This window comes from Brevundimonas albigilva (assembly GCF_023573565.1).
GTDB classification, from domain to species: domain Bacteria; phylum Pseudomonadota; class Alphaproteobacteria; order Caulobacterales; family Caulobacteraceae; genus Brevundimonas; species Brevundimonas albigilva.
On the sequence record NZ_CP097649.1, the window covers coordinates 1518168 to 1540935 of the forward strand.

Here is a 22768-nt window from a genome sequence, read left to right on the forward strand (position 1 = left end):
CCCCTGGACGCCGCATCGAGCCACCGAAAACAGGCGGGAAAGTGTCCACTTTCCCGCCTGTCAATGAAGTTATCTTAATGATGCAGCGCTTTACGCCTCGTCTTCTTCCTTCAGCAGGTCTTCCTTGCTGATCGGCTTGTCGGTGACGTCGGCGACGCCGACGATCAGGTCGACGACCTTTTCCTCATAGATCGGCGCGCGCATCTGGGCGGCGGCGTTGGGGTTCTGGCGGTAGAAGTTCAGGACGGCCTGCTCTTGGCCCGGATAGTTGCGGGCTTCCTGCAGGATGGCGGCGTTCAGCTCCTGGTCGGTGACCTGGACGTTGTTGGCGCGGCCGATTTCGGCCAGCACCAGGCCCAGGCGCACGCGGCGCTCGGCGATCTTGCGGTATTCGGCCTTCAGGTCGTCGTCGGACTTCTTGGCGTCCTCTTCCGGCAGGCGACCGGCGGCCTTGTCGGCCTCGACCTGTTGCCAGATGCCGTCGAACTCGGCCTCGACCATCTTGGGCGGCAGCGGGAAGTCGTGGGCCTCGTCCAGCTGGTCCAGCAGGGCGCGCTTCAGCTTGAAGCGGGCGGCGCCGGCGTACTGCTGGTTCAGGTTCTGGCTCAGCAGTTCCTTCAGCTTGTCCAGCGATTCCAGGCCGATGCGCTTGGCGAAGTCGTCGTCGACCTTGGATTCGGCCTCGGCCTTGATCGCCTTCACCTTGATGTCGAAGGTGGCCGTCTTACCGGCCAGGTGGGCGGCCTGGTAGTTTTCCGGGAAGGTGACCTCGATGGTCTTTTCCTCGCCGACCTTGGCGCCGGTCAACTGTTCTTCGAAGCCGGGAATGAAGCGGCCCGAGCCGATCACCAGGTCCGCGTCCTCGGCGGCGCCGCCTTCGAACGGCTCGCCGTCCAGCTTGCCCAGGAAGTCGATCGTCAGCTGGTCGCCCTCGGCGGCCTTGACGGTCTTGCCCTTCTTGTCCTCGTAGGTCTTGGCCTGGCCGGCCAGTTCCGTCAGCGCCTCGTCCAGGTCGGCGTCGGACGCCTCGTAGGTCGGGCGCTCCAGCTTCAGGGTCTTGGGATCGACCGGGGTGAAGTCCGGCATGATCTCCAGCGACATCTCATAGGCCAGGTCTTCCTCGCCCTTGATGACCTTGTCCATGTCGGAGGTCAGCTTCATCTCGGCCGGGGCGGCGGGACGGACCTTGGCCTCGTCCAGGGCCTTCTGGCTGGATTCGTTCAGCTCGGCGTTGATGATCTCGCCCATGAAGTCGCGGCCGAAGGTCTTCTTGACGTGGGCGGCCGGCACCTTGCCCGGGCGGAAGCCCTTCAGCTTCACCTGCGGGGCGACTTCCTTGACGCGGGCGTCGAGCTTCTCGTTCAGCTCCGCGACGGGGATGGTGACCGCGATCACGCGGCTGAGGCCTTCGTTCGACTTTTCGACGACTTGCATGGTCGGGATTCTGACGCTCTGGGGCGCATGGCCTGAGGGGTCGGCCGGCGCGAATGGATAAAGCAAGAAGGCCGCCCCTTGCGGAGCGGCGCCTCGAAGCCCGCCCTTATGTCGAGAAGGGCGCCAAAGGTCAACGGAGGCCCGCGATTACAGCCGCCCGGCCTCCGCCAGCCGGTCCAGCATCCAGACGCGCGCGGGCGGCAGGGGCCGGTTCTGCGGATGAAAGACGAACTGCTCCAGGAAATGGCCGGTCAGATCGAATCCCGCGCGCACGTCCCCCTCGACCAGTCCGGCCTGGGCGCCCAGCAGGAAGGGCGGCAGGGCCAGCATCTTGTCCGCATAGGGGGCGCCCGCGTCGCGGCTGACCGCCCGGCCCGTGCGGGGGCTGACGTAGATCAGGTCGTCCAGCACGCCCGTCGCGGCGCACCGCGACAGGTCCAGCCCGAATCCCAGGTCCTCCAGCAGCCCCATCTCGAAGCGCACGAAGATGGCGGGCCAGACGGCCGCCAGGGAAAAGGCGCCCATCAGGGCCTCGAACGCCAGGAAGACGCCGGGATGCGGCTCCCGCTCCGGCAGGGCCCCTTGCGCCACCGCCGCCGCGCCCGCCAGGCCCGTCAGGGCCAGCGGATCGTCGAACAGAGCGCTGGGTCCCTCGCCCACCGGCTCCAGCCGCGCGGACCCCAGGTGGTCGGCCGTGCGGGCGCGATAGTCGGCGACGACCCGCGCCCCCGGCTGCAGGAAGGGCCGCATCTTGCGCGACGCCCCGCCGGCGACATAGGCCGAGCGACGCCCGTGCGTCTCGGTCAGCAGGTCCGCGACCGCGCCAGTGTCGCCATGCGCCCGCGCGGACAGGACGAAGGCCTCCTCGTGGAAGTCCATCAGGGCGCTTCGCCGGCCTCGCGGATGACGTCGACGACCGCCTCGGCCCGGTCGTTCGGCACGGCGAAGCTGAGGACGTATTGCTCGATCTTCCACACGCCGTCGCGGCGGCGCAGGACGCCGGACCCCCTCAGCACGCCATAGGCGTCGTGATCCAGGATCTCGTCGAACCAGGCCAGGTCGCCCGCGGTGGTCAACGCCCGCTCGCGCGGATGGTAGGTCCAGCCCCGTCCCCGGGCGAAGACGGGGTCGGCGTAGGCGTGGAATTGATCCAGGCTCCAGCGCTCCGACGCATCGGTCCCGATGAAGCGCGCATCGGGCGCGAACTGGGCGAAATAGGCCGCGCCGTCGCCCCGCGCGGCCGCCTGGTGCATCCGGTCCAGCGTCGCCGCCGCCTGCGAGGCGGCCTCGGCGAGGGCGATCCCGTCGCTGGGCGCCGACGGTCCTGTCGCGGGAACGGGAGACTGCAGGGCCAGGGCGGCGAGGAGAACGGCGATCATGGCCCCGTTCTAGTCCTGTTCTCAGCTTTCGGGAACAGGATAGGTGTCGGGCCTCAGCACCTTGGCCAGGGCCAGCAGGTTGCGCGCGGCGTTGCGCCCGACCCGGTCGGAATAGTCGTGGCCCTGATCGGTCTCGACATAGTCGGGACCCGGCCCCGGCCCCAGGTGCCAGTAGGTCCAGCTCTGGCCCGGAATGGTGAAGCCCATGTCGATCAGCCCCTGGCAGACGGTGGCGACGATGTGGTGGGCGCCGTCCTCGTTGCCGGTGATGACCACGCCCGCGACCTTGCCGAAGGCGACCGGCCGGCCGGTGTCGTCGGTCTCCTCGAACAGGGCGTCCATCCGCTCCAGCGCGCGCTGGCAGACGCTGGACATCTGGCCCATCCAGGTTGGGGTGGCGAAGATCAGGATGTCGGCGGCCAGGATCTTGTCGTGCACCGCCGGCCAGTCGTCGCCCTCGCCTTCGTCGGTCTTCACGCCCGGCTTGATGTTCAGGTCGACCAGGCGGACCAGGTCGGTCTCGGCCCCCCCGTCCGCCAGTTCCTGCATGACGACGCGCGCCAGCGCCTCAGTGCTGGACGTCTCGGGCGAGGCTTTGAGGGTGCAGTTCAGGACCAGGGCTTTCATGGCGTTCCTTTCGGCGTTTCGCTGCCAACCCGCCGCGGAGGCGTCCGTTCCGCGCCGCCTTCGACGGGTCGGTCGAATCGCTGGCCGCCGACCGTTCTCCGAACACTCGGGAATCCGAGCGCCGGATGGTAAGCTGCAAGCCCGCGAACAGCCTGGCGCAGCGCCCGGCCGCCCGAAGGAGACGACCATGAAGATCGTGACCAGCCTGAGCTTTCAGGGCGAATGCCGCGAGGCGTTCGACTTCTACGCCAAGGTGCTGGGCGGCAAGGTGACCGCCTTCGCATTCCGCGACGTCCCCGGGGAGTCGCCCGTCGACCCCAAATACCAGGACTGGCTGATGCACGCCTGGCTGGAGTTCGGAGACCAGGCCTTGATGGGGGCCGACATGCCGCCCGAGGTCGCGCCCAATATCGACAAGCCCAAGAACGGCTTCGACGTCATGCTGCACACCGAGGACCTGGACGAGGCGAGGCGCGCCTTCGACGCCCTGGCCGAAGGCGGAAAGGTCGGCATGGCCTTCGGCGAGGCCTTCTGGTCGCCCGGCTATGGCAATCTGACCGACAAGTTCGGCGTGCCGTGGATGGTCAACACGAACGGAGGGCCGGATTGGAAGCCGTCCCAGGCCTGAGCGCGCATCGGCCGGACTCGACCAAGGTCGAATGGATCGGGGATACTGCGCCGCCTAGCACCGCCGCACTTAGGTCCTCCCCGACCGCAGCCCCGACAACACCATGTCGCGTATCCGCAACCCGTCCCTGCGCTCCAAGGTCGTATCCGCCGAGGACGCCGCCGCCCTGATTCCCCCCGGGGCGACCGTGGGCATGAGCGGCTTCACCGGCTCGGGCTATCCCAAGGCGGTGCCGCCGGCGCTCGCGACGCGCATCGAGGCGGCCCATGCGGCGGGCGATCCGTTCCGGGTGCGGGTCTGGACCGGCGCCTCGACCGGGCCGGAACTGGACGGCGCCCTGGCCAAGGCCGACGGGATCGAGTTCCGCCTGCCCTACAACTCCGACCCCATCGCCCGCGAGAAGATCAACACGGGCCAGATGGAATACCTGGACATGCACCTGAGCCAGGTCGCCCCCGCCGCCTGGCAGGGATTTCTGGGGCCGCTGGATACGGCCGTGGTCGAAGTCTCGGCCATCCACGAGGACGGCTCGCTGGTCCCCTCCTCTTCCATCGGCAACAACAAGACCTGGCTGGACCGGGCCGAGCGCGTGATCCTGGAGGTCAACGCCTGGCAGAACGCGGCGCTGGAGGGGATGCACGACGTCTATTACGGCACCGCCCTGCCGCCGGACCGCGTGCCGATCCCCCTGACCCGGCCCGACCAGCGGATCGGCCAGCCGACCTTCCGCATCGATCCGGCCAAGATCGCCGCCATCGTCGAGACCGACGCCCCGGACCGCAACCTGCCCTTCGCCGCGCCGGACGAGAACGCCCGCGCCATCGCCGGCCACCTGATCGAATTCCTGAAGCACGAGGTGAAGTCGGGCCGGCTGCCGTCGTCGCTGCTGCCGTTGCAATCGGGCGTCGGCAATGTCGCCAACGCCGTGCTGGCGGGGCTTCTGGACGGCCCTTTCGAACGGATGGCCGCCTATACGGAGGTGCTGCAGGACGGAATGCTGGACCTGCTGGATGCCGGCAAGCTGACCGTCGCCTCGGCCACCGCCTTCTCGCTCAGCCCCGAGGCCGCGGCCGACCTGAACAGCCGCATGGACCAGTTCCGGGGCAAGCTGATCCTGCGGCCGCAGGAAATCTCGAACCACCCGGAGATCATCCGCCGGCTGGGCTGCATCGCCATGAACGGCTTGATCGAGGCCGACATCTACGGGGCCGTCAACTCCACCCACGTCATGGGTTCGCGCATCCAGAACGGCATCGGCGGCTCGGGCGACTTTGCGCGCAACGCCTACATCTCGTGCTTCGTCACCCCCTCGACGGCCAAGGGCGGCGCCATCTCGGCCATCGTGCCGATGGCCAGCCACGTCGATCACATCACCCAGGATGTCCAGGTCATCGTCACCGAACAGGGCCTGGCCGACCTGCGCGGCCTGTCGCCCAAGCAGCGCGCCCGGGTCATCATCGCCAACTGCGCCCACCCGGACTATCGCGACGCGCTTGAAGACTATCACCAGCGCGCCCTGAAGGGCTCTTACGGCCTGCAGACGCCGCACCTGCTGACCGAAGCCCTGTCCTGGCACCAGCGCTTCATCGAGACCGGCTCGATGAAGCCGGCCTAGCGATCCAGTCCGGTTGGAAACTCCCGTCCCAGCGCCTCGGCCATCGCCTGCTCGGCGATCAGGAACACCTGGTCGCGCAGGTGATAGTTGTTGGACAGGACGATCACCGAAATGTCCGCCTCGGGCTGATAGAGCATCAGGTTGCGGAAGCCGCCCCAGCTGCCGGTGTGGTAGATCTGGCGGTCCTCGAAGGACGGCGTGACCTGTTCGCCCAGCCGGTTCGAGAAGATGCCGTAGCCCCAGGCGCGGTGCGGCCGGCCGCGTTCCTTGGGCGTGTCCTCGGGGGAATGATCGCTCAGCATCTGCTGATAGCTGAACGGCTTCAGCACCTCGCCGCGGTGCAGGGCGCGCTGCCAGACCAGCAGATCGTCCAGGGTCGAATAGACGGCCCCCGCGCCGGCCACGATCGAGGTGTTGGCGTTCGGCTGGGGCGCCAGGCCGCCCGGGAAGTTGGCGTAGCCCATGACGACGCCGTGATCCCCGCCGTCCAGGTCCAGCCCGGTGTCCTTCAGGCCCAGCGGGCCGAACAGCGCCTCGTTCATATAGGCTTCGAACGGTCGGCCGCTGGCCTTCTCGACGATGGCCGCCGCCAGGTTGAAGCCGGCGTTGTTGTAGCGGATTTTCGACCCCGGCTCGAACTGCAGCCGGAAAGCCTTTGAATCCTCAGTCAGTTCGCCTAGCGTCGCCGGCGTGACCCGGCGCAGCCCCCAACCCCCGCGCGCCATCAGGTCGGGAATGCCCGAGGTGTGCGACAGCAGGTGGTGAATGCGGATCGGCGCCCAGGCCTCCGGGCACGGCTGGATCCACTTGCAGACGGGATCGCCGATGCTCAGCCGCCCCTCATCCTGAAGCTTCAGGATGGCCACGGCCGTGAACTGCTTGGAGATGGAGGCCAGCCGGAACCGCGAGTCCAGCCTCAGCGGCTGATCCGCCTCGTAGTTCGCCTTGCCATACACCTGGCGGAACAGGATGCGGTCGCCCTTGGCCACCAGGACCGCGCCCATGAAGCGGTGCGCCGCGGCTTCCCGATCCAGCCGCTCGGCCAGATTGGGCAGATCCTCGATCACGACGACCGGCGGCCGGGGCGGCGTCTGGGGCCGCAGGGAGGCCAGAACCGCGTCGCGCGGGGGCCGGTTCGCCGTCGCCACCCCGGCCCAGACGGCGCTGCCCAACGCCAGGGCGGCGAGAACGGCGATGACGGTGCGGGGGTGCCCCCCGGCTTTACGCGGCACTTCGAACACGACGCGATCAGACGTCGAAATCGAGGCCGAATTGAGCGTAGAGAGCGCGGGAATCCTGCCACTTCGGATCGACCTTCACCGTCAGGAACAGGTGCACCGGGCGGCCCAGGATCTCGTTCAGCTCCTCGCGCGCCTTCTGGCCGATCCACTTCAGCGTCTGGCCGCCCTTGCCCAGGACGATGGGGCGCTGGCTTTCACGCTCGACATAGATGGTCTGTTCGATCCGGGCCGAGCCGTCGGCGCGGTCTTCGAAGCTGGTGGTCTCCACCGCCGCCGAATAGGGCAGTTCCTCATGGACGCGCAGATAGACCTTCTCGCGCGTGATCTCGGCGGCCAGCACGCGAACCGGCACGTCGGCGGCCTGATCCTCGGGATACAGCCAGGGTCCTTCCGGCATCGAGCGGGCCAGGCGTTGCTTCAGGTCGTCCACGCCGTCGCCGTTGGCGGCCGAGATCATATAGACCTCTTCATAGACGCCGCTCTCGAACAGCTTTTGCGACAGGGCCAGCAGCGTGTCGCGGCGCATGCCGTCGATCTTGTTCAGCGCCAGCACCACCTTGGTCCCCGTCGCCTGCAGATTGGCGATGATGGTCTCGGTGTCCTCGGCCGAGCGGCGGTCGGCGGCCGTGCCCTCGCGTCCCTCGGCGTTGATGTGCGACTGGGCGTCGATCAGGTGCACGACGATGTCGGCGTCCTCGGCCCCGCCCCAGGCGGACGCGACCATGGCCCGGTCCAGCCGCCGACGGGGGGTGAAGATGCCGGGCGTGTCGACCAGAACGATCTGCGCGTCGCCTTCCATGGCGATGCCGCGCACCGGAAATCGCGTGGTCTGGACCTTCTGGGTGACGATGGAGACCTTCGAGCCCGTCAGCCGGTTCACCAGGGTGGACTTGCCGGCGTTGGGCGCGCCGATGATCGCGGCGAAGCCGGCGCGCTGTGCGGGGTTGGGGGTCTCGGTCAAATCACGCCTTCACGTTTCAGCAGCGCCGTCGCGGCGGCCTTCTCCGCCTCCTGACGCGAACGCCCCTGTGCGGTCAAGGGTTCGACGCCCTGCACGGTCACTTCGACCGTGAAGGTCGGGGCGTGATCGGAGCCCGTGCGCTGGGCCACGCGATAGGCCGGCAACGGCCGCCCCTGCCCCTGCGCCCACTCCTGCAGGGCCGACTTCGGATTGGTCAGGCTGCGCGGCGGGGGCGCGGCCAGATCGCCGGCCCAGCCCCGCTCGTACACCCCACGCGCCGCCTCAAGCCCGCCGTCCAGATAGACCGCCGCCAGGATCGCCTCCACGGCGTCGGCGATGACCCCGGCCTTGCGCCGCCCCCCGGTCTTGGTCTCGCCCGCCGACAGGCGCAGCGCCGCGCCCACGCCCCACGCCTCGCCCACCTTGGCGCAGGCGGCCTTGTCGACGAGGGCGTGCAGGGACGAGGACAGCTGCCCTTCGTCCGCCGCCGGAAAGTCGCGGAACAGTCGTTCGGCCGTCAGCAGCCCCAGGATGCGGTCGCCCAGGAACTCCAGCCGTTCGTTGTCGCGTGCGCCGTGCGCGCCGGGCGGCGCGCCCTCGCTGACGCTGGCGTGGGTCAGGGCGCGCTCCAGCAGGGCGTGGTCCCGAAAGGCGTGGCCCAGCCGCGCCTCCAGCGCGACCACGGCCTCGGCGCGGGCGTTCGCCATCAGTGCAGGACGGTGAAGAAGCGGTCCAGCCGCACCCGGAACCAGCTGACCGGGTTCCACAGCGACGAGCCCGGCTCCCACGAGAACAGGATCATCTGCGCCTTGCCGACCAGGTTCTCGGCCGGGACCATTCCCACGCCGTTCAGCGGATCGACGCGGCTGTCGATCGAGTTGTCGCGGTTGTCGCCCATCATGAAATAGTGGCCGGCCGGCACCTGATAGACGGGCGTGTCGTCCAGGTCGCCGCCGGGGCCGAAGTCCTGGGTCATGAAGGTCTTGCCGTTGGGCAGGGTCTCGCGCACCTCGGTGATCGGGCGCGGGCCGAAGATGTCCTGCATCTCGCCCTGGCTGACCACCACGTCCTGCACCGGCTGGCCGTTGATGTAGAGCTTGTTGGCGATCATCTGCACCCGGTCGCCCGGCAGGCCGATCACCCGCTTGATGAAGTCGGTCTTGTTGTCGCGCGGCAGCTTGAACACCACGATGTCGCCCCGCTCGGGCGCTCCGGCGGGGATGCGGCCGTCGAACAGCGGCGGGCTGAACGGGATCGAATGCTTGGAATAGCCGTACGACCACTTGGACACGACGATGTAGTCGCCCTCGTAGAGGTTGGGCTCCATCGAGGCCGAGGGGATGGTGAAGGGCTGGAACAGGAAGATGCGCAGCACCATCGCGATCAGCAGGGCGAAGACCACGGTCTTGATGACTTCCAGGGTCTCGTTTCCGGCCGATTTCGCCTTGCCGCCCGGCGCGGCGCCGGCGGCGTACACCGGGCCGTCGCCGGCGGTGTCGGAGGTTTCGACCGCGCGGTCGGCGTGCGGCTTTTCGGCTTCGCTCATGCGATCAGGCATCCTTTGCCGCAGGGTCGCGGTCGTCAGCGGACGGGTATAGCGCGATTACGCCACCGGCAAGGCTTCGATGACGACAAAAGCCAGCGCATACGGATGTTCGTCGCTCAGCGTCAGGTGGATTTTCGCCTCATGGCCCGGCGGCGTCAGACGCGCCAGATGTTCGGCGGCGTGGCCGGTCAGCGCCAGGGTCGGCTGGCCCGAACGCAGGTTCACCACCCCCATGTCGCGCCAATAGACGTCGGCGCGCATTCCGGTGCCCAGCGCCTTGGCGCAGGCCTCCTTGGCCGCGAACCGCTTGGCGTAGCTCCAGGCCGGGTCGGGCTTCCGGTCCGAGCGCGTGCGCTCCAGCTCGGTGAAGCAGCGCTGCTTGAACCGCTCGCCGAACCGGTCCAGCGACGCCTGGATGCGCCGGATGTCCGACAGGTCGGCGCCGACCCCGACGATCATGCCGCGTCCATCGCCGCGCGCATCCGGCGGATGGCGGCGTCCAGGCCGACGAAGATCGATTCGCCGATCAGGAAGTGGCCGATGTTCAGCTCCCGCACCTCCGGGATCGCCAGCATGCGCGGCGCGGTGTCGTAGTCCAGGCCGTGACCGGCGTGGACCTCCAGACCCAGGATGTCGGCCTGGGCGGCCGCGGCGGCCAGGCGTTCGAACTCGACCTCGCGCTCGCCCGGATCGGCCAGGTGGCAGTACCGGCCGGTGTGGAACTCCACCACCTGCGCGCCCACGGCGGCGGCGGCCTCGACCTGGTCCTCGGCCGGCTCGATGAACAGCGAGACGCGGATGCCCGCGTCGGCCAGGGCCTTGGCCAACGGGGCGATGCGCGCCTCATGGCCGGCCACCGCCAGGCCGCCCTCGGTCGTCAGTTCCTCGCGACGCTCGGGCACCAGGCAGGCGGCGTGGGGCCGGTGGCGCAGGGCGATGGCCAGCATCTCCTCCGTCACCGCCATCTCGAAATTCAGCGGCTTTCCCGCGCGGGCGCAAAGCGCGCTCAGCACGTCGATGTCGGCGTCGGTGATGTGGCGGCGATCCTCGCGCAGGTGGGCGGTGATCCCGTCCGCCCCCGCCGCCAGCGCCGCCTCGGCGGCGCGGACCGGATCGGGGTGCGTCCCGCCCCGCGCGTTCCGCACGGTGGCGACGTGGTCGATGTTGACGCCGAGGCGGACCCTCTGTCTCACGCTATCCTCCGCCGGGATGAGGGGAAGAAAAGATCATTTCGAAAGGCGTCGGCTGCCCGGATCCTCGACCGGGAGGGCCGCCAGTTCCGGCGGCAGGGCGTCGGCCGGATAGGCGGGGACCTCCATCGAGGCCAGGGCGATCAGCGGCACGCCGACGTCCGCCTTGCCGCCCGAGCGATCGACGATGCAGGCGGCCGCCACGACCGCGCCGCCCGCCGCCTGGATGGCCGCGATGCATTCGCGCGACGACAGGCCGGTGGTCACGATGTCCTCGACCATCACCACCTTCTCGCCCGGCTCGACCGAGAAGCCGCGCCGAAGCTTGAACTCGCCGCCCTCGCGCTCGACGTACATCGAACGGACCTTCAGGTGTTTGGCCGTCTCGTAGCCGGGAATGATCCCGCCGACGGCCGGAGAGATGGCGACGTCGACCTCGCCGACCTGGGCCGTGATCTTCTCGGCCAGGGCCTTGCACAGCCGCTCGCACCGGGCCCCGTCCATGAAGACCAGGTTCTTCTGCAGGAAGACCGGGCTGTGCAGCCCGGACGACAGGACGAAATGGCCTTCGCGCAGGGCGCCGGCGTCGCGGAACTCGTTGAGGACGTCTTCGGTGTTCATCCGTCGTCTCTAGACCCGGACCGCGCGCGGATGAACCCTCCGGCGACGCTTCAGTCGATGTTTTCGTGCGGCCGAAGGCCTCGCGCCAGCAGTTCGGCCCAGACGCCTTCGGCGTCCTCGGCGAATCCGATCAGGTCCAGGTCCCTTTCGGCGATCATGCCGTACCGGGCCAGGGCGTCGAAGTTGATGACCTCGGTCCAATAGGCCCTGTCGAACAGCACGACGGGGATCGGCGGCGCCTTGCCGGTCTGGCGCAGGGTCAGGAGCTCGAACAGTTCGTCGAAGGTGCCGAACCCGCCCGGAAACACCACCAACGCGTTCGCGCGCATGGCCAGGTGCATCTTCCGCATCGCGAAATAGTGGAAGCGGAAGGTCAGCTCCGGCGTCGAATAGGCGTTCGGCTCCTGCTCGTGCGGCAGGGTGATGTTGAAGCCGACGGAAGGCGCGCCGGCGTCGACCGCGCCGCGATTGGCCGCTTCCATAATCCCCGGCCCGCCGCCGGTGGCGATGACGTTGTCGCGCGGCTCGCCGACCGATCCTCGCAACGCCCCGCCCCGTTCCGAAGCCAGCCGGCCGAAGGCCCGCGCCTGCTCGTACCAGCTGGCGTCCTGGCGCACCCGCGCGCTGCCGAACACGACGATGGTGGAACGCACGCCCCACGCCCGCAGCGCCTCCTCGGCCTTGGCGTATTCCATCAGGAAGCGCACGCCGCGCATGGAATCGCCCAGTAAGAAGTCCTGGTCCATCGCCGCCATGCGATACGACGGCGACGCCATCTGCGCCGCATTGGCCTTGCGACGGTCGTCCTTCATCCGCCCCGCGCGCGCTCGACGTTGTCGACCGACGGATTGGCCCGCAGGGCGGCCATGATCATGGTCGCGTGCTTGGCGTCCTCGACCTCGACATCCACGTCCACGTCGAAGAAGTCCTGCTGGCGGTGCGCCATCGACAGGTTGATGATGTTGCCGCCCGCCTCGCCGATCAGCGTCGTCACCTGCCCCAGAACGCCGGGCGCGTTGCGGATGGTGGCGCGCAGGCGGGCGGCGGCGACCGCGCGCTGCTCGGCCTCGGGCGTCCATTGCAGGTCGTGCCAGACTGAATCGTCGTCGGCGTAGTCCGCCAGGGTCTGGCAGTCGATGGTGTGGACGGTCAGGCCGACCTCGGGCTCCAGTATGCCCACGATCCGGTCGCCCGGCACCGGGGTGCAGCACTGGCCGAAATGGACGCTGACGCCGGGCGTCAGGCCCCCGCCCCGCACGAACAGCCGCGCCTTGTCGTCCTTGATCCGCTGCTTCTCCGGCCCGGCCTTCAGCCGCCCCTTCAGCGACGGGAACAGCGTCTCGGCCACCACGGTCGGCGACACCCGGCCGCGGCCCAACGCCTCGAACAGATCCTCGTCCGAGGCCACCGCGAAGGTCTCCAGAACCGGCTTCAGCGACACGTCCGCCAGCGCCTTCTCCACCCGCGTCAGCGTGTGCTCCAGCGCCGTCCGGCCCAGCTTGATGAACTCTTCCCGCTCGGTCGTGCGGATGTGGCGGCGGATGGCCGAACGCGCGCGGCCGGTCACGGTCAGGCTGCGCCAGTCGGCCGGCACCTCGCGCTTGGCGCCGGTGATCACCTCGACCACGTCGCCGTTCTGCAGCGGCGTGCGCATCGGCTTCAGTTCGCCGTTGATCTTGACCCCAACCGCCGTGTCGCCGACCTCGGTGTGGACGGCGTAGGCGAAGTCCAGCGGCATCCCCCCGCGCGGCAGGGTGACCAGCCGGCCCTTGGGCGTGAAGACGAACACCTGGTCCAGGTACATCTCCAGCTTGGCGTGCTCGACCCAGTCCTCGCCGCCCTCGCCGTGCTCGATCACCTGCACCAGATGGCGCAGGTTCTGCAGCGGATCGCGGCCCCCGCCCTTCTCCATCGCCTCGTGATCGAAACCATAGGACGAGTTCTTGTAGCGCCAGTGCGCCGCCACGCCGTCCTCGGCGATCCGGTCCATGTCCTCGGTGCGGATCTGCATCTCGATGCGCAGGCCGCGCGGCCCGACCACCGTCGTGTGCAGAGAGCGGTAGTTGTTCGACTTGGGCGTCGAGATGAAGTCCTTGAACCGCTCCGGCACCATCGGCCAGGCGCGGTGGATCACGCCCAGTGCGCGATAGCAGTCGTCCTCGGCCTCCACGATCACGCGGAAACCATAGATATCCGACAGGGACGAAAAGCCCACCGACTTGCGCTGCAACTTGCGCCAGATCGAATAGGGCGTCTTCTGCCGGCCGAAGACGCGCGCGGCCATTCCGGCCTCGGCCAGGACGCGCTCGATCTCGTGCGACACCCCCTCGATGGCCTGGCCGTGCTCCAGCTTCAGCGCCTCCAGCCGCCGCTCGATCGCGGTCTTGGCCGTGGGATTCAAGTGGGTGAAGGCCAGTTCTTCCAGTTCGGAGGCGATGGAGTGGATGCCGATCGACCGGCCCAGCGGCGCATAGACCTCCAAGGTCTCGCGGCTGATGCGTTCACGCTTCTCGGGCTTCACGAACTGGAGCGTGCGCATGTTGTGCAGGCGGTCGGCCAGCTTGACCAGCAGCACGCGCACGTCGCGGCTGATGGCCAGGATGAACTTGCGCAGGTTCTCGGCCTGGCGCGTGTGCTCGGCCTGAAGTTCCAGACGGCTCAGCTTTGTCACGCCCTCGACCAGGACCGCGACCTCCTCGCCGAACATCCCCGCGATGTCGTCGCGCGTCGCCGAGGTGTCCTCGACCACGTCGTGCAGCAGGGCGGTGACGATGGTGGCCGTGTCCAGCCGATAGTCGGTCAGTATGCCCGCGACCTGGATCGGATGGGCGAAATAGGGATCGCCCGAGGCCCGCAGCTGCGAGCCGTGCATCTTCATCGCATAGACGTAGGCGCGGTTCAGCAGCGCCTCGTCGGCGGTCGGGTCATAGGCCTTGACCGCCTCGATCAGCTCGAACTGGCGCATGATCGGCGCACGCTTCGGCGCCGGCGCCTCCTTGGGCGACGCCGGAGCGGGCTCGTTTCGGTTTGCAGCTTGGGGCGCCGGCGGGGCCGTCTCGGTCCGCGCCGGCAGGATAGTGACGCCAGGGGCTCCCTCGGGCGTCAGTACCGCTCCTCCTGGCCGCCGTCGCGGTCGCTTTGCAGCGCGCGGATCAGCTCGGCCTCGGCCATGTTCATGTGTTGCGGTTCGGCCAGCAGGGCGACGGTCTCGGCCTCGTCCTCGGCCTCGGTGCGCTCGTCGACGCGCTGCAGCGTGGTGATGATGTTCTCGCGCAGCTCGTCCGGCTTGACCGTGTCCTCGGCCACTTCGCGCAGGGCCACGACCGGGTTCTTGTCGTTGTCGCGGTCGAGCGTCAGGGCGGCGCCGTTGGCGATGTTGCGGGCGCGGTGACCGGCCAGCAGCACAAGGCCAAAGCGGTTCGGAACCTTCTCGATGCAGTCTTCGACGGTGACGCGGGCCATGAAATTCCTCGAACGCGGGGGAGAACCGCGTCAAATACAGATGGGGACGGCTTTTTGCAACGCCACAGGGGCGGAAGTTGGGCGTCAGGCCGGATGGGCGTCCTGGCCCACCGTCGCCTCTCGCGCCAGATCGCCGGCGGCCCCGCCCGTGACGGGGTGGCGCCAGTCCGCGGCGATTTCCGCCAGCGGGCCCATGACGAACCGGCGCTCGGCCGCGCGCGGATGCGGCAGGATCAGGCCGTCCAGGTCGCCGCTCAGCCGCCCGTAGGCGATCAGGTCCAGATCCAGCGTGCGCGGCGCGTTTCGGGTCGAACGCTGGCGGCCGAAGGCGTCCTCGATCCGTCCCAGGGCGGCCATCAGCGCATGGGGATCGTGCTCGGTCCTGACCACCACGACGCCGTTCAGGAAGGGCGGGTCGTCCGCGTCGGGCCAGGCCAGCGAAGACCACCAGCGCGATCGCGCCACGACGTCGATCCCCTCGCACCGGAAACGGGCCAGCGCGGCCTCCAGCGCCTCGCGGCACGACGACCACGCCCCCTTGTCATTGCAGCCCAGGGCCACGATGACTGCGCCGTCCAGATCAAGGCCGTCGTCGATTCCGACGTCGGGCCGGACGCCCTTTTCTTCATCGCTTTTGACGGCTTCGACCATGTTTCATTCCACCGACCGGCTGGCGGTCTTCATCGACGGTTCGAACCTCTACTCGGCCGCGCGGTCTCTGCAGCACGATCTGGACTTCCGGCGGATGCTGGACTGGTTCCGCGAGAAATCCATCCTGACGCGGGCCTATTATTACACGGCGGTGGTCGAGGGCGAAGAGTTCTCGCCGGTGAAACCCCTGGTCGACTGGCTGGACTACAACGGCTTTTCGGTGGTCACCAAGCCGGTCAGGCGCTTCACCGACGGCCAGGGCCACAGCCGGATCAAGGGCAATATGGACATCGAGATCGCGGTCGACATGCTGGAGCTGGCGCCCCGGCTGGACCATGTCGTGCTGTTCTCGGGCGACGGCGACTTCCGCCGGCTGGTGCAGGCGGTCCAGGACAAGGGCGTCCGCGTCACCGTCATATCCACCCAGAAGACCCAGCCGCCGCACATCGCCGACGAACTGCGCCGCCAGGCCGACGCCTTCCTGGACCTGAACGACCTGATGGCCGAGTTCGGCCGACCCAAGGCCACGCAATGAGCCTGACGCCCGAACCGCCCCGCGACTGCCCCCTGTGCCCGCGCCTGGTCGCCTATCGTCACGAGAACGCGCGCCAGAACCCTGACTGGTGGAACGGCCCGGCCCCGTCGTTCGGCGATCCGAACGCGCGCCTGCTGGTGGCGGGCCTGGCGCCCGGCCGCATGGGGGCCAACCGCACGGGCCGCCCCTTCACCGGCGATCATGCCGGCTGGCTGCTCTACGACACGCTGAAGAAGGCCGGCTTCGCGACCGGCCGCTACGACCCCGACGGCGAGGACGATCTGACCCTGACCGACTGCATGATCACCAATGCGGTGCGCTGCGCCCCGCCCGGCAACAAGCCCCTGCCGATCGAGGAGACGACCTGCCGCCCCTTCCTGATCGACCGGCTGAAGCTGCTGCCGAACCTGAAGGTGATCGTCACCCTGGGCGACGTGTCCCGCCGCAACATCCTGAAGGCGTTCGGGCGGCCCGGCACGGCCATGCCCGCCGGCCACGGCGCCGAGGGCGAGGCGGGCGGCTACGTCATCCTGAACAGCTATCACTGCTCGCGGCTGAACACGAACACCGGCCGCCTGACGCCCCAGATGTTCGAGGCGATCTTCGACCGCGCCCGGGCGCTGATCGAGGCCTAGGACAACCGAATAGCGTCCCACGCCGTGGAATCGTCCTTCCGGGGCTGAGCGAAGCGAAGAACCCGGAATCCGGGACCGCGGTCTCGCCGCCAAATCCATCGGACGCCGGATGCAAGTCTCCTGGGTTCCGGGTTCGTCCTGCGGACGCCCCGGAATGACGGCGCAGACTGAACGTCGCTTGGTTCTCGCCCTCAGCCCTTGTCGCGCATCAGCCGGGCCTTGTCGCGCTGCCAGTCCCGTTCGGCGCTGGCCTCGCGCTTGTCGTGCAGCTTCTTGCCCTTGGCCAGGGCGATCTCCAGCTTGGCCTTGCCCGCCTCGTTCAGATAGAGGCGCAAGGGAATGATCGTCTGGCCGTCGCGCTGGACCGCGCCGATCAGCTTGTCGATCTGCTTCCTGTGCAGCAGCAGCTTGCGATGCCGGCGCGGCTCGTGGTTGAACCGGTTGGCCTGCTTGTAGGGCGGGATGTCGGCGTTGATCAGCATGATCTCGCGGCCCTCCACCGAGGCGTAGCTTTCGGCGATGTTGGCCCGACCGTCGCGCAAGGCCTTGATCTCGGTGCCCAGCAGCTGGATCCCGGCCTCCAGATTGTCGGTCAGGAAATAGTCGAACTTCGCCCGACGGTTCTCGGCCAGCACCTTCATCTTGGGCTTTTCGGCGGCCATCAGGTCAGGCCCGCCGCGGCCATGGCCCGGTCGATCTCGGGCCGCACCGCCTCGGCCGTCGGCGCCAGCGGCAGCCGCACCTCCTCGCCGCACAGCCCCAGACGCGAAAGGGCGTACTTAGTCGGCGAAGGCGAGTTGTCCAGGAACAGCGCCCGGTGCAGGCCGATCAGCCGATCCTGCCAGGACCGCGCGGTCGCCAGATCGCCCGCGGCCAGCGCCTGGTGAAGAGCGACCATCGCCTCGGGCGCGACATTGGACGTCACCGAGATCACCCCGTGCCCGCCCGACGCCGCATAGCCCAGCCAGCTGGAATCGTCGCCGGACAGATAGGCGAAGCCCTCAGGCAGGGTCGCGCGCATCCAGGCGATCCGTCCCATGTCGCCGGTGGCGTCCTTGACGCCGACGATGTTCGGATGACCGGCCAGGGCGGCCACGGTTTCGTTGGCGAGGTCCGATCCGGTGCGCCCCGGCACGTTGTAAAGCAGCACCGGCAGCTGCACGGCGTCGGCGATGGCGCGGAAGTGCGCCGTCATCCCCGCCTGCGAGGGCCGGTTGTAATAGGGCGCGACCACCAGCGCGCCGTCGGCGCCGACCGCCTTGGCGTGCGCCGCCATCTCGACGGCCTTGTCGGTGGCCGAGGAGCCGGCGCCCGCGATCACGCGAATCCGTCCCGCCGCCGTCGCCACGGCCAGTTCGACCACGCGCTTGTGCTCGTCGGGGTGCAGGGTCGCGCTCTCGCCCGTCGTGCCCATCGGCGCCACGCCGTCGACCCCTGCGGCGATCTGGCGCTCCAGCAGTTTGACGAAAGCGGCCTCGTCCACGTTTCCGTCACGAAGTGGTGTGATCAGGGCGGTGATCACGCCCTTGAACAAGGGGGCGGTCATGGGACTAGCTTGGCCTGCGTGGGAGGGGGCGACGTCGATCGCCGCCGAGAAACGAGCGCGGGAAGTTAGGTCGCCGACGGCCTTGCCGCAACCGGATTGAATGGGAACAGGAAAGATCATGATCGGAACCAGCCTGGCGGCCATGCTTGCGGTGCTTGCTCCCAATCCGCAGGACCTGACCTCCGGCCCCGTTCCCTACACGGCGGTCCAGTCCACGGCCGCCCCCGTTTCGGCCTACCGGGGACCCCGCGTCCTGAACGATCAGGACACCGCGCTTTTCCGCCAGGGACTGGCCGCCGCCCGCGCCCGCGACGTGGCCGGAACCCAGGCCGTGCTGGCCCAGATCGGCGACCCGGCCGCGCGCAAGCTGGTCGAGTGGGCGCTGATCGACACCTCGGGCGAACAGCTGTCCTACGCCCAGCTGGCCCAGGCCCAGGCCGGCATGGCCGGCTGGCCGCGCGCCGAATCGCGCCGCGCCGCGACCGAGAAGGTGCTGGACCGCTCCGGCATGGGCGCCGACGCCGCCCTGGCCCTGTTCGCCGACGGTCCGCCGACCACCATCGAGGGCGCCATCGCCCTGGCCTCCGCCTATGAGCAGCGCGGCCGCACCGACGAGGCGCGCGCCCTGATCCGCGACTGGTGGACGACCCAATCCTTCGACGAGGCGCCGCAGTCGCGCGTCCTGGCCCGCTGGGGCGGATGGCTGACGCCGGCCGATCATGAAAGACGGCTGAACCTGCTGCTGCTGGGCCCGCACGGGCCGGCCACGCGCGCGATGCTCGGCCTGGTCTCGCCCGACCGGGCCGCCGTGGCCAACGCCGTGCTGGCCCTGCGCACCGCCTACAGCCCCGACGCCATCGTCGCCGGACTGACGCCGGCCCAGGCCGGCGATCCCGCCGTCGTGCTGGAACGCGTGCGGATCCTGCGCTCCCAGAACCGCCAGTCCGAAGCCTTCCCGCTGCTGGCCGCCCTGCCGCCCGCGCCGTCGCACGACACGGGCCAGAACACCCTGTGGAGCGAGCGCCGCAATTATTTCCTGGACGCCCTTCAGGTCGGAAACTGGCGCGCGGCCTACGATGCGATGAACGGCCACGGCTTCACCGCCGGCGACCGGATGGTGGACGCCGACTTCTTCGCCGGCTGGGTCGCCCTGACCAAGCTGAACCAGCCCGAGGTCGCCGCCCGCCATTTCGAGGCCCTGCGCGGCGCCTCGTCCACGCCCATCACGCAAGGGCGGGCCTATTACTGGCTGGGCCGGGCGGCCGAGGCGCGCGGCGAACGCGACGCGGCGATGAACTACTACCGCAACGGCGCGCAGCACTGGCAGACCTTCTATGGCCAGCTGGCGGCCGAGAAGGCCGGTCTGACCACCCTGACCCTGCCGGGCGAGCCCGCGCCCGATCAGGCCGCCATCGCTTCCTTCGAGGGCCGCGAACTGGTCCGCGCGACGCGCATCCTGGGCGAGACGGGCGAAACCAGTCTACTGCGCGTCTTCGCCTATCAACTGGACAACGACCTGCCGACCATCGAGGACCTGGCCCTGCTGATGGACCTGTCGCGCAGCTATGGCGAGGACTTCACCGCCATGATGGTGGGCCGCGCGGCCAGCCAGCGCGGCTTCGTCCTGCCCGAACGGATGTACCCGGTGCGCATCCCGCCCTCGGTCAACGGTTCGGCGCCCCTGCCCTTCACCCTGGCCATCACGCGCCAGGAATCCAGCTTCGATCCCCGCGCCCGCTCCCACGCCGATGCGCGCGGCATGATGCAGTTCCTGCCGGCCACGGCCTCCGGCGTCGCCCGGCGCCTGGGCATGGGGTTCTCGGCCGAGCAGCTGTGGGACCCGGACTACAACATGACCTTGGGCAGTTATCACCTGGGCGAGCTGATGGCGGCCAACAGCGGCTCGATGCTGCTGGCGACAGTGGGCTACAACGCCGGTCCCGCCCGGCCCAGCCAGTGGGTCGCCCGCTGCGGCGATCCGCGCGGCGACGCGAACGCTGCGATCGACTTCATCGAATGCGCGCCCTTCACGGAGACGCGCAACTACATGATGCGGGTGATGGAGAACATGGCCGTGTACAAGGCGCGCCTGAACGGCGGTTCGGCGCCGCTGACGCCCTCGGCGGACATCTCGGCCGGGGCCGCGGCCGGCCCGCGCCCCTACGCCGGCTACTGAGCCCGGCGGGCCGCCAGCAACGGCCCGTCGACCGTCTCGACCCAGCGGCCGTCCAGCCCGAACGTCGTCTTCAGGACCTCGGGCGACAGCGCCTCAAGCGGCGGGCCGGCGGCGACGACGCGGCCGCCGTCCAGCACCACGACCCGATCCGCGAAGGCGGCCGCCAGCGTCAGGTCGTGCAGGCTGACCAGAACCGAGCCTCCGGCGTCGGCCTTGGCCCGCAGCCGCTCCAGCACCAGCCGCTGGGCGTCCGGGTCCAGCCCGGCGATCGGCTCATCCGCCAGGAGCAGCGGCGAAGGCGACGCCAGCGCCCGCGCCAGCAGCACCCTCGCCCGTTCGCCGCCCGACATCTCGGCGGCGCCCCGGTCGGCCAGATGGCCGGCGCCGACCTCGTCCAACGCGACCCGCGCTCGCGCCAGCGCTTGCTCGCCGGTGAGGAAGGGCGCGCCCAGCGCAGCGATCTCGATCGCCGGCAGATTCCAGGCGATGCGGCGCTCCTGCGGCAGATAGGCGACCCGTTCGGCCCGCTGGCGCGGCGACAGGGCCCTGACATCGTCCCCGCTCAGTCGGGCGATCCCGCCGTCCAGCGCAAGCAGTCCCGCGAACGCCCGGATCAGGCTGGACTTGCCGGCGCCGTTCGGACCGACCAGGGCGACCAGTTCGCCCCTGCCCGCCTGCACGTCCGCCCCATCCAGCACCTTGCGGCCGCCCAGGCTGGCTTCGGCGTCCCGCATCGTCAGCGGGGCGATCACAGCCGCCACTCCCGCGCCGCGCGCCAGGCGATCAGGCCGAACAGGGGCGCGCCGATCAGGGCGGTGAACACCCCCAGCTTCAACTCCTGATCCGTCGGCGTCAGCCGCGCCAGCAGGTCGGCGATCACCAGCATCAGCCCGCCGGCCAGGGCCGAGGGCCACAGCACCCGCCCCGGATCGCCTCGCACCGCCGCGCGCACCAGGTGCGGCGCGGCCAGGCCGACGAAGCCGATCACGCCCGCCACCGCCACCGCCGCCCCGGTCGCGACCGAGGCCGCAATCAGGGCGAAGGCGCGCAGCCGCCGCATCGGCAGGCCCGACGTCGCGGCGCCCTCCTCGCCCAGGGTCAGCATCCGCAGGCCCGGCGTCGCCAGGGCGGCGAAGGCGGCGGCCACGATGACGGCCGGCGTCACCCAGGCCACGTCGATCCAGCTGCGGTTCTGCACCGAGCCCAGCAGCCAGGACATCACCTCGGCCTGGGCGATGGGCGACGGCGACAGGTTGAAGATCAGGGCGGTCGCCGCCCCCGCGAAGCTGGACAGGGCCACGCCGAACAGGATCAGCGCCTCCGGCGCCCGCACCACGCCCGACACGGCGATCAGCAGACCGCCCGCCAGGCCCGCGCCCACCAGGGCGCTGATCTCGACCAGCCCCGGCACGGCCGCCGCGCCCAGAACGATCGCCAGCGCCGCGCCCAACGCCGCCGCCGCCGACACGCCCAGCACCCCCGGATCGGCCAGCGGATTTCTCAGCAGGCCCTGCATCACCGCCCCGGCCAGGCCCAGCGCCGCCCCCACGATCACGGCGCAGACGGCGCGCGGCGCGCGCACCTGCCACAGCACCTCGGCCGGCCCCGAGGCCGGATCGAACAGGGCCTGGCGGTACTGGCCGCCGGTGAAGGCCGTCTCGCCGACCAGCACCGCCGCCGCCAGCGCCGCGACCAGCAGCAGCGCCATCGCCAGGCACAATGTCGCCGTCCGTGTCATGGCCGCCCCTTCGCCATCATCGCCACGCCGTCGGCGGCGAACCAGGCCGGGCAGGTCAGCACCGCGGCCGGCAGGGCGGCCGCCGTCCGCCCCCTCGCGGCGCGCCGCACCACCGGATGCCGGCCCGGCCCGCGCCAGTCCGCCCTCAACTCATCGAAGAAGCCCAGCACGAAGCGCACGGGCGGATGCAGGGCGATCCGCTCCACGCTCAGCGGCCCGAAGCCCGGCGCAGTCGTCACATTGTCGTAGCCCGCCGCCCGCATCATCGCATCGACCAGCGTGCCGGGCCCGGCGGTGAACCCGCCCGCCGTCAGATAGGCCGCGCCGGGCCGTCCGCCTTGCTTGGGCGCTGAGGCCTGCAGCGTGGCGCGCATCCGCGCCTCCAGCCGCCGCCCGCGCTCGGCCTGTCCCAGGCCGTCGGCCGCCCGCGCGATATTGGCGCTGATGCCGTCGAAATCGGCCGCGTCGTCCAGGGTCACGACGCGCACCCCGCGCCGCTCCAGCGCCGCCAGCAGGCGCGGCTCGCCGCCCCAGTAGCGCACCACCACGTCGGGGCGGAAACCGACGGCCGCCTCCAGCGTCGGCCGGATGCGCCGGCGTCCCTCGGCCTGGCGCCGCATCCAGGAATCCGGGTCGTCGGCGCGCGGCGACAGGGCCAGTTCGGCCTCCGGGGCCAGGGCCAGCACATACTGGTCCGCGCACTGATCCAGAGCCATCACCCGCAGCGGCTCGGCCCGCGCGGCGCCCGTCGCGACCAGGGCGACCGCCATACCGAGCCCGGCG

The 22768-nt window shown here is 69.9% G+C and carries 25 protein-coding genes; 5 read left to right on the forward strand and 20 right to left on the reverse strand.

Annotated elements, in window-relative coordinates:
* Positions 1 to 90 precede the first annotated feature (90 nt).
* The 4 genes from tig to M8231_RS07560 all read right to left on the reverse strand — a co-directional run bounded on the left by tig (position 91) and on the right by M8231_RS07560 (position 3440).
* The gene (gene tig, locus M8231_RS07545; RefSeq protein WP_249750490.1) at positions 91 to 1434 is read right to left on the reverse strand and encodes a trigger factor; all 1344 of its coding nucleotides are present in this window, start codon (positions 1432 to 1434) and stop codon (positions 91 to 93) included.
* A 147-nt stretch (positions 1435 to 1581) separates the two neighbouring features.
* Positions 1582 to 2313 (reverse strand): DNA repair protein RecO, encoded by a 732-nt coding sequence (recO, locus tag M8231_RS07550; protein ID WP_249750489.1) that lies wholly within the window; start codon positions 2311 to 2313, stop codon positions 1582 to 1584.
* On the reverse strand, positions 2313 to 2813 hold the full coding sequence (locus tag M8231_RS07555; RefSeq protein ID WP_250202537.1) for a nuclear transport factor 2 family protein: 501 nt from the start codon (positions 2811 to 2813) through the stop codon (positions 2313 to 2315). The genes recO and M8231_RS07555 overlap by 1 nt, the downstream gene beginning before the upstream one ends.
* Before the next feature lie 21 nt (positions 2814 to 2834).
* A complete protein-coding gene (locus M8231_RS07560; protein WP_249750488.1) occupies positions 2835 to 3440 on the reverse strand; it encodes a flavodoxin family protein in 606 nt (201 codons plus the stop codon).
* Between the two features lie 187 nt (positions 3441 to 3627).
* Between M8231_RS07560 and M8231_RS07565 the strand changes: the two genes are divergently transcribed.
* A complete protein-coding gene (locus tag M8231_RS07565) occupies positions 3628 to 4068 on the forward strand; it encodes a VOC family protein (protein ID WP_249750487.1) in 441 nt (146 codons plus the stop codon).
* Positions 4069 to 4171: 103 nt separating this feature from the next.
* A complete protein-coding gene (scpC, locus tag M8231_RS07570) occupies positions 4172 to 5683 on the forward strand; it encodes a succinyl-CoA:acetate CoA-transferase ScpC (RefSeq protein WP_249750486.1) in 1512 nt (503 codons plus the stop codon).
* On the opposite strand, the gene M8231_RS07575 is transcribed toward scpC, so the two are convergent.
* From M8231_RS07575 to folK, 11 genes are all read right to left on the reverse strand, one after another.
* Complete coding sequence (locus tag M8231_RS07575; RefSeq protein ID WP_250202538.1) at positions 5680 to 6924, reverse strand: serine hydrolase domain-containing protein; 1245 nt, start codon at positions 6922 to 6924, stop codon at positions 5680 to 5682. The two genes, scpC and M8231_RS07575, sit on opposite strands and share 4 nt — an antisense overlap.
* A 7-nt stretch (positions 6925 to 6931) precedes the next feature.
* Positions 6932 to 7885, reverse strand: a complete 954-nt coding sequence (era, locus tag M8231_RS07580) for a GTPase Era (protein WP_250202539.1) — start codon at positions 7883 to 7885, stop codon at positions 6932 to 6934.
* Positions 7882 to 8592, reverse strand: coding sequence for a ribonuclease III (rnc, locus tag M8231_RS07585; protein WP_249750483.1), 711 nt, complete (start codon positions 8590 to 8592; stop codon positions 7882 to 7884). The genes era and rnc overlap by 4 nt, the downstream gene beginning before the upstream one ends.
* Positions 8592 to 9431: a signal peptidase I gene (gene lepB / locus M8231_RS07590; protein ID WP_249750482.1), complete on the reverse strand. Its 840-nt coding sequence runs from the start codon at positions 9429 to 9431 to the stop codon at positions 8592 to 8594. Before lepB ends, rnc begins: the two co-directional genes overlap by 1 nt.
* Positions 9432 to 9488: 57 nt before the next feature.
* Positions 9489 to 9890 (reverse strand): holo-ACP synthase, encoded by a 402-nt coding sequence (gene acpS / locus M8231_RS07595; RefSeq protein ID WP_249750481.1) that lies wholly within the window; start codon positions 9888 to 9890, stop codon positions 9489 to 9491.
* The gene (locus M8231_RS07600; protein WP_249750480.1) at positions 9887 to 10624 is read right to left on the reverse strand and encodes a pyridoxine 5'-phosphate synthase; all 738 of its coding nucleotides are present in this window, start codon (positions 10622 to 10624) and stop codon (positions 9887 to 9889) included. Before M8231_RS07600 ends, acpS begins: the two co-directional genes overlap by 4 nt.
* A 33-nt stretch (positions 10625 to 10657) precedes the next feature.
* A complete protein-coding gene (gene pyrE, locus M8231_RS07605; protein ID WP_250202540.1) occupies positions 10658 to 11242 on the reverse strand; it encodes an orotate phosphoribosyltransferase in 585 nt (194 codons plus the stop codon).
* A gap of 50 nt (positions 11243 to 11292) precedes the next feature.
* Complete coding sequence (locus tag M8231_RS07610) at positions 11293 to 12054, reverse strand: LOG family protein (protein ID WP_249750478.1); 762 nt, start codon at positions 12052 to 12054, stop codon at positions 11293 to 11295.
* On the reverse strand, positions 12051 to 14207 hold the full coding sequence (locus tag M8231_RS07615; protein WP_249750477.1) for a RelA/SpoT family protein: 2157 nt from the start codon (positions 14205 to 14207) through the stop codon (positions 12051 to 12053). The genes M8231_RS07610 and M8231_RS07615 overlap by 4 nt, the downstream gene beginning before the upstream one ends.
* Before the next feature lie 137 nt (positions 14208 to 14344).
* Complete coding sequence (gene rpoZ, locus M8231_RS07620; RefSeq protein WP_249750476.1) at positions 14345 to 14704, reverse strand: DNA-directed RNA polymerase subunit omega; 360 nt, start codon at positions 14702 to 14704, stop codon at positions 14345 to 14347.
* Between the two features lie 84 nt (positions 14705 to 14788).
* On the reverse strand, positions 14789 to 15355 hold the full coding sequence (gene folK, locus M8231_RS07625; protein WP_249750475.1) for a 2-amino-4-hydroxy-6-hydroxymethyldihydropteridine diphosphokinase: 567 nt from the start codon (positions 15353 to 15355) through the stop codon (positions 14789 to 14791).
* Between folK and M8231_RS07630 the strand changes: the two genes are divergently transcribed.
* Both M8231_RS07630 and M8231_RS07635 read left to right on the forward strand, forming a co-directional pair.
* Positions 15354 to 15890, forward strand: a complete 537-nt coding sequence (locus M8231_RS07630) for a LabA-like NYN domain-containing protein (RefSeq protein ID WP_249750474.1) — start codon at positions 15354 to 15356, stop codon at positions 15888 to 15890. The genes folK and M8231_RS07630 overlap by 2 nt on opposite strands.
* Entirely contained in the window at positions 15887 to 16525 is a 639-nt protein-coding gene (locus M8231_RS07635; RefSeq protein ID WP_249750473.1) for a uracil-DNA glycosylase, read from the forward strand. Before M8231_RS07630 ends, M8231_RS07635 begins: the two co-directional genes overlap by 4 nt.
* A 191-nt stretch (positions 16526 to 16716) precedes the next feature.
* Here the strand turns inward: M8231_RS07635 and smpB are convergent, their stop codons facing one another.
* Together smpB and dapA are read right to left on the reverse strand one after the other, a co-directional pair.
* Positions 16717 to 17166: an SsrA-binding protein SmpB gene (gene smpB, locus M8231_RS07640; protein WP_249751985.1), complete on the reverse strand. Its 450-nt coding sequence runs from the start codon at positions 17164 to 17166 to the stop codon at positions 16717 to 16719.
* Between the two features lie 20 nt (positions 17167 to 17186).
* Positions 17187 to 18071: a 4-hydroxy-tetrahydrodipicolinate synthase gene (dapA, locus tag M8231_RS07645; protein ID WP_250202541.1), complete on the reverse strand. Its 885-nt coding sequence runs from the start codon at positions 18069 to 18071 to the stop codon at positions 17187 to 17189.
* A 118-nt stretch (positions 18072 to 18189) separates the two neighbouring features.
* On the opposite strand from dapA, the gene M8231_RS07650 reads away from it, so the two are divergent.
* The gene (locus tag M8231_RS07650) at positions 18190 to 20247 is read left to right on the forward strand and encodes a lytic transglycosylase domain-containing protein (RefSeq protein ID WP_249750472.1); all 2058 of its coding nucleotides are present in this window, start codon (positions 18190 to 18192) and stop codon (positions 20245 to 20247) included.
* Here the strand turns inward: M8231_RS07650 and M8231_RS07655 are convergent.
* From M8231_RS07655 to M8231_RS07665, 3 genes are read right to left on the reverse strand one after another with little or no spacing between them, the layout of a single operon-like run.
* The gene (locus M8231_RS07655; RefSeq protein WP_431307129.1) at positions 20241 to 20999 is read right to left on the reverse strand and encodes an ABC transporter ATP-binding protein; all 759 of its coding nucleotides are present in this window, start codon (positions 20997 to 20999) and stop codon (positions 20241 to 20243) included. The two genes, M8231_RS07650 and M8231_RS07655, sit on opposite strands and share 7 nt — an antisense overlap.
* Positions 20996 to 21985: a FecCD family ABC transporter permease gene (locus M8231_RS07660; RefSeq protein WP_250202542.1), complete on the reverse strand. Its 990-nt coding sequence runs from the start codon at positions 21983 to 21985 to the stop codon at positions 20996 to 20998. Before M8231_RS07660 ends, M8231_RS07655 begins: the two co-directional genes overlap by 4 nt.
* Positions 21982 to 22755, reverse strand: a complete 774-nt coding sequence (locus M8231_RS07665; protein ID WP_249750471.1) for an ABC transporter substrate-binding protein — start codon at positions 22753 to 22755, stop codon at positions 21982 to 21984. The genes M8231_RS07660 and M8231_RS07665 overlap by 4 nt, the downstream gene beginning before the upstream one ends.
* Positions 22756 to 22768 lie beyond the last annotated feature (13 nt).

Coding starts and splice junctions, on each gene's coding strand:
- tig (WP_249750490.1), bottom strand. CDS start 1,434: ATGCAAGTCGTCGAAAAGTCGAACGAAGGCCTCAGCCGCGTGATCGCG.
- recO (WP_249750489.1), bottom strand. CDS start 2,313: ATGGACTTCCACGAGGAGGCCTTCGTCCTGTCCGCGCGGGCGCATGGC.
- M8231_RS07555 (WP_250202537.1), bottom strand. CDS start 2,813: ATGATCGCCGTTCTCCTCGCCGCCCTGGCCCTGCAGTCTCCCGTTCCC.
- M8231_RS07560 (WP_249750488.1), bottom strand. CDS start 3,440: ATGAAAGCCCTGGTCCTGAACTGCACCCTCAAAGCCTCGCCCGAGACG.
- M8231_RS07565 (WP_249750487.1), top strand. CDS start 3,628: ATGAAGATCGTGACCAGCCTGAGCTTTCAGGGCGAATGCCGCGAGGCG.
- scpC (WP_249750486.1), top strand. CDS start 4,172: ATGTCGCGTATCCGCAACCCGTCCCTGCGCTCCAAGGTCGTATCCGCC.
- rnc (WP_249750483.1), bottom strand. CDS start 8,592: ATGGCGAACGCCCGCGCCGAGGCCGTGGTCGCGCTGGAGGCGCGGCTG.
- lepB (WP_249750482.1), bottom strand. CDS start 9,431: ATGAGCGAAGCCGAAAAGCCGCACGCCGACCGCGCGGTCGAAACCTCC.
- acpS (WP_249750481.1), bottom strand. CDS start 9,890: ATGATCGTCGGGGTCGGCGCCGACCTGTCGGACATCCGGCGCATCCAG.
- pyrE (WP_250202540.1), bottom strand. CDS start 11,242: ATGAACACCGAAGACGTCCTCAACGAGTTCCGCGACGCCGGCGCCCTG.
- M8231_RS07610 (WP_249750478.1), bottom strand. CDS start 12,054: ATGAAGGACGACCGTCGCAAGGCCAATGCGGCGCAGATGGCGTCGCCG.
- M8231_RS07615 (WP_249750477.1), bottom strand. CDS start 14,207: ATGCGCCAGTTCGAGCTGATCGAGGCGGTCAAGGCCTATGACCCGACC.
- rpoZ (WP_249750476.1), bottom strand. CDS start 14,704: ATGGCCCGCGTCACCGTCGAAGACTGCATCGAGAAGGTTCCGAACCGC.
- M8231_RS07630 (WP_249750474.1), top strand. CDS start 15,354: ATGTTTCATTCCACCGACCGGCTGGCGGTCTTCATCGACGGTTCGAAC.
- folK (WP_249750475.1), bottom strand. CDS start 15,355: ATGGTCGAAGCCGTCAAAAGCGATGAAGAAAAGGGCGTCCGGCCCGAC.
- M8231_RS07635 (WP_249750473.1), top strand. CDS start 15,887: ATGAGCCTGACGCCCGAACCGCCCCGCGACTGCCCCCTGTGCCCGCGC.
- smpB (WP_249751985.1), bottom strand. CDS start 17,166: ATGAAGGTGCTGGCCGAGAACCGTCGGGCGAAGTTCGACTATTTCCTG.
- dapA (WP_250202541.1), bottom strand. CDS start 18,071: ATGACCGCCCCCTTGTTCAAGGGCGTGATCACCGCCCTGATCACACCA.
- M8231_RS07650 (WP_249750472.1), top strand. CDS start 18,190: ATGATCGGAACCAGCCTGGCGGCCATGCTTGCGGTGCTTGCTCCCAAT.
- M8231_RS07660 (WP_250202542.1), bottom strand. CDS start 21,985: ATGACACGGACGGCGACATTGTGCCTGGCGATGGCGCTGCTGCTGGTC.
- M8231_RS07665 (WP_249750471.1), bottom strand. CDS start 22,755: ATGGCGGTCGCCCTGGTCGCGACGGGCGCCGCGCGGGCCGAGCCGCTG.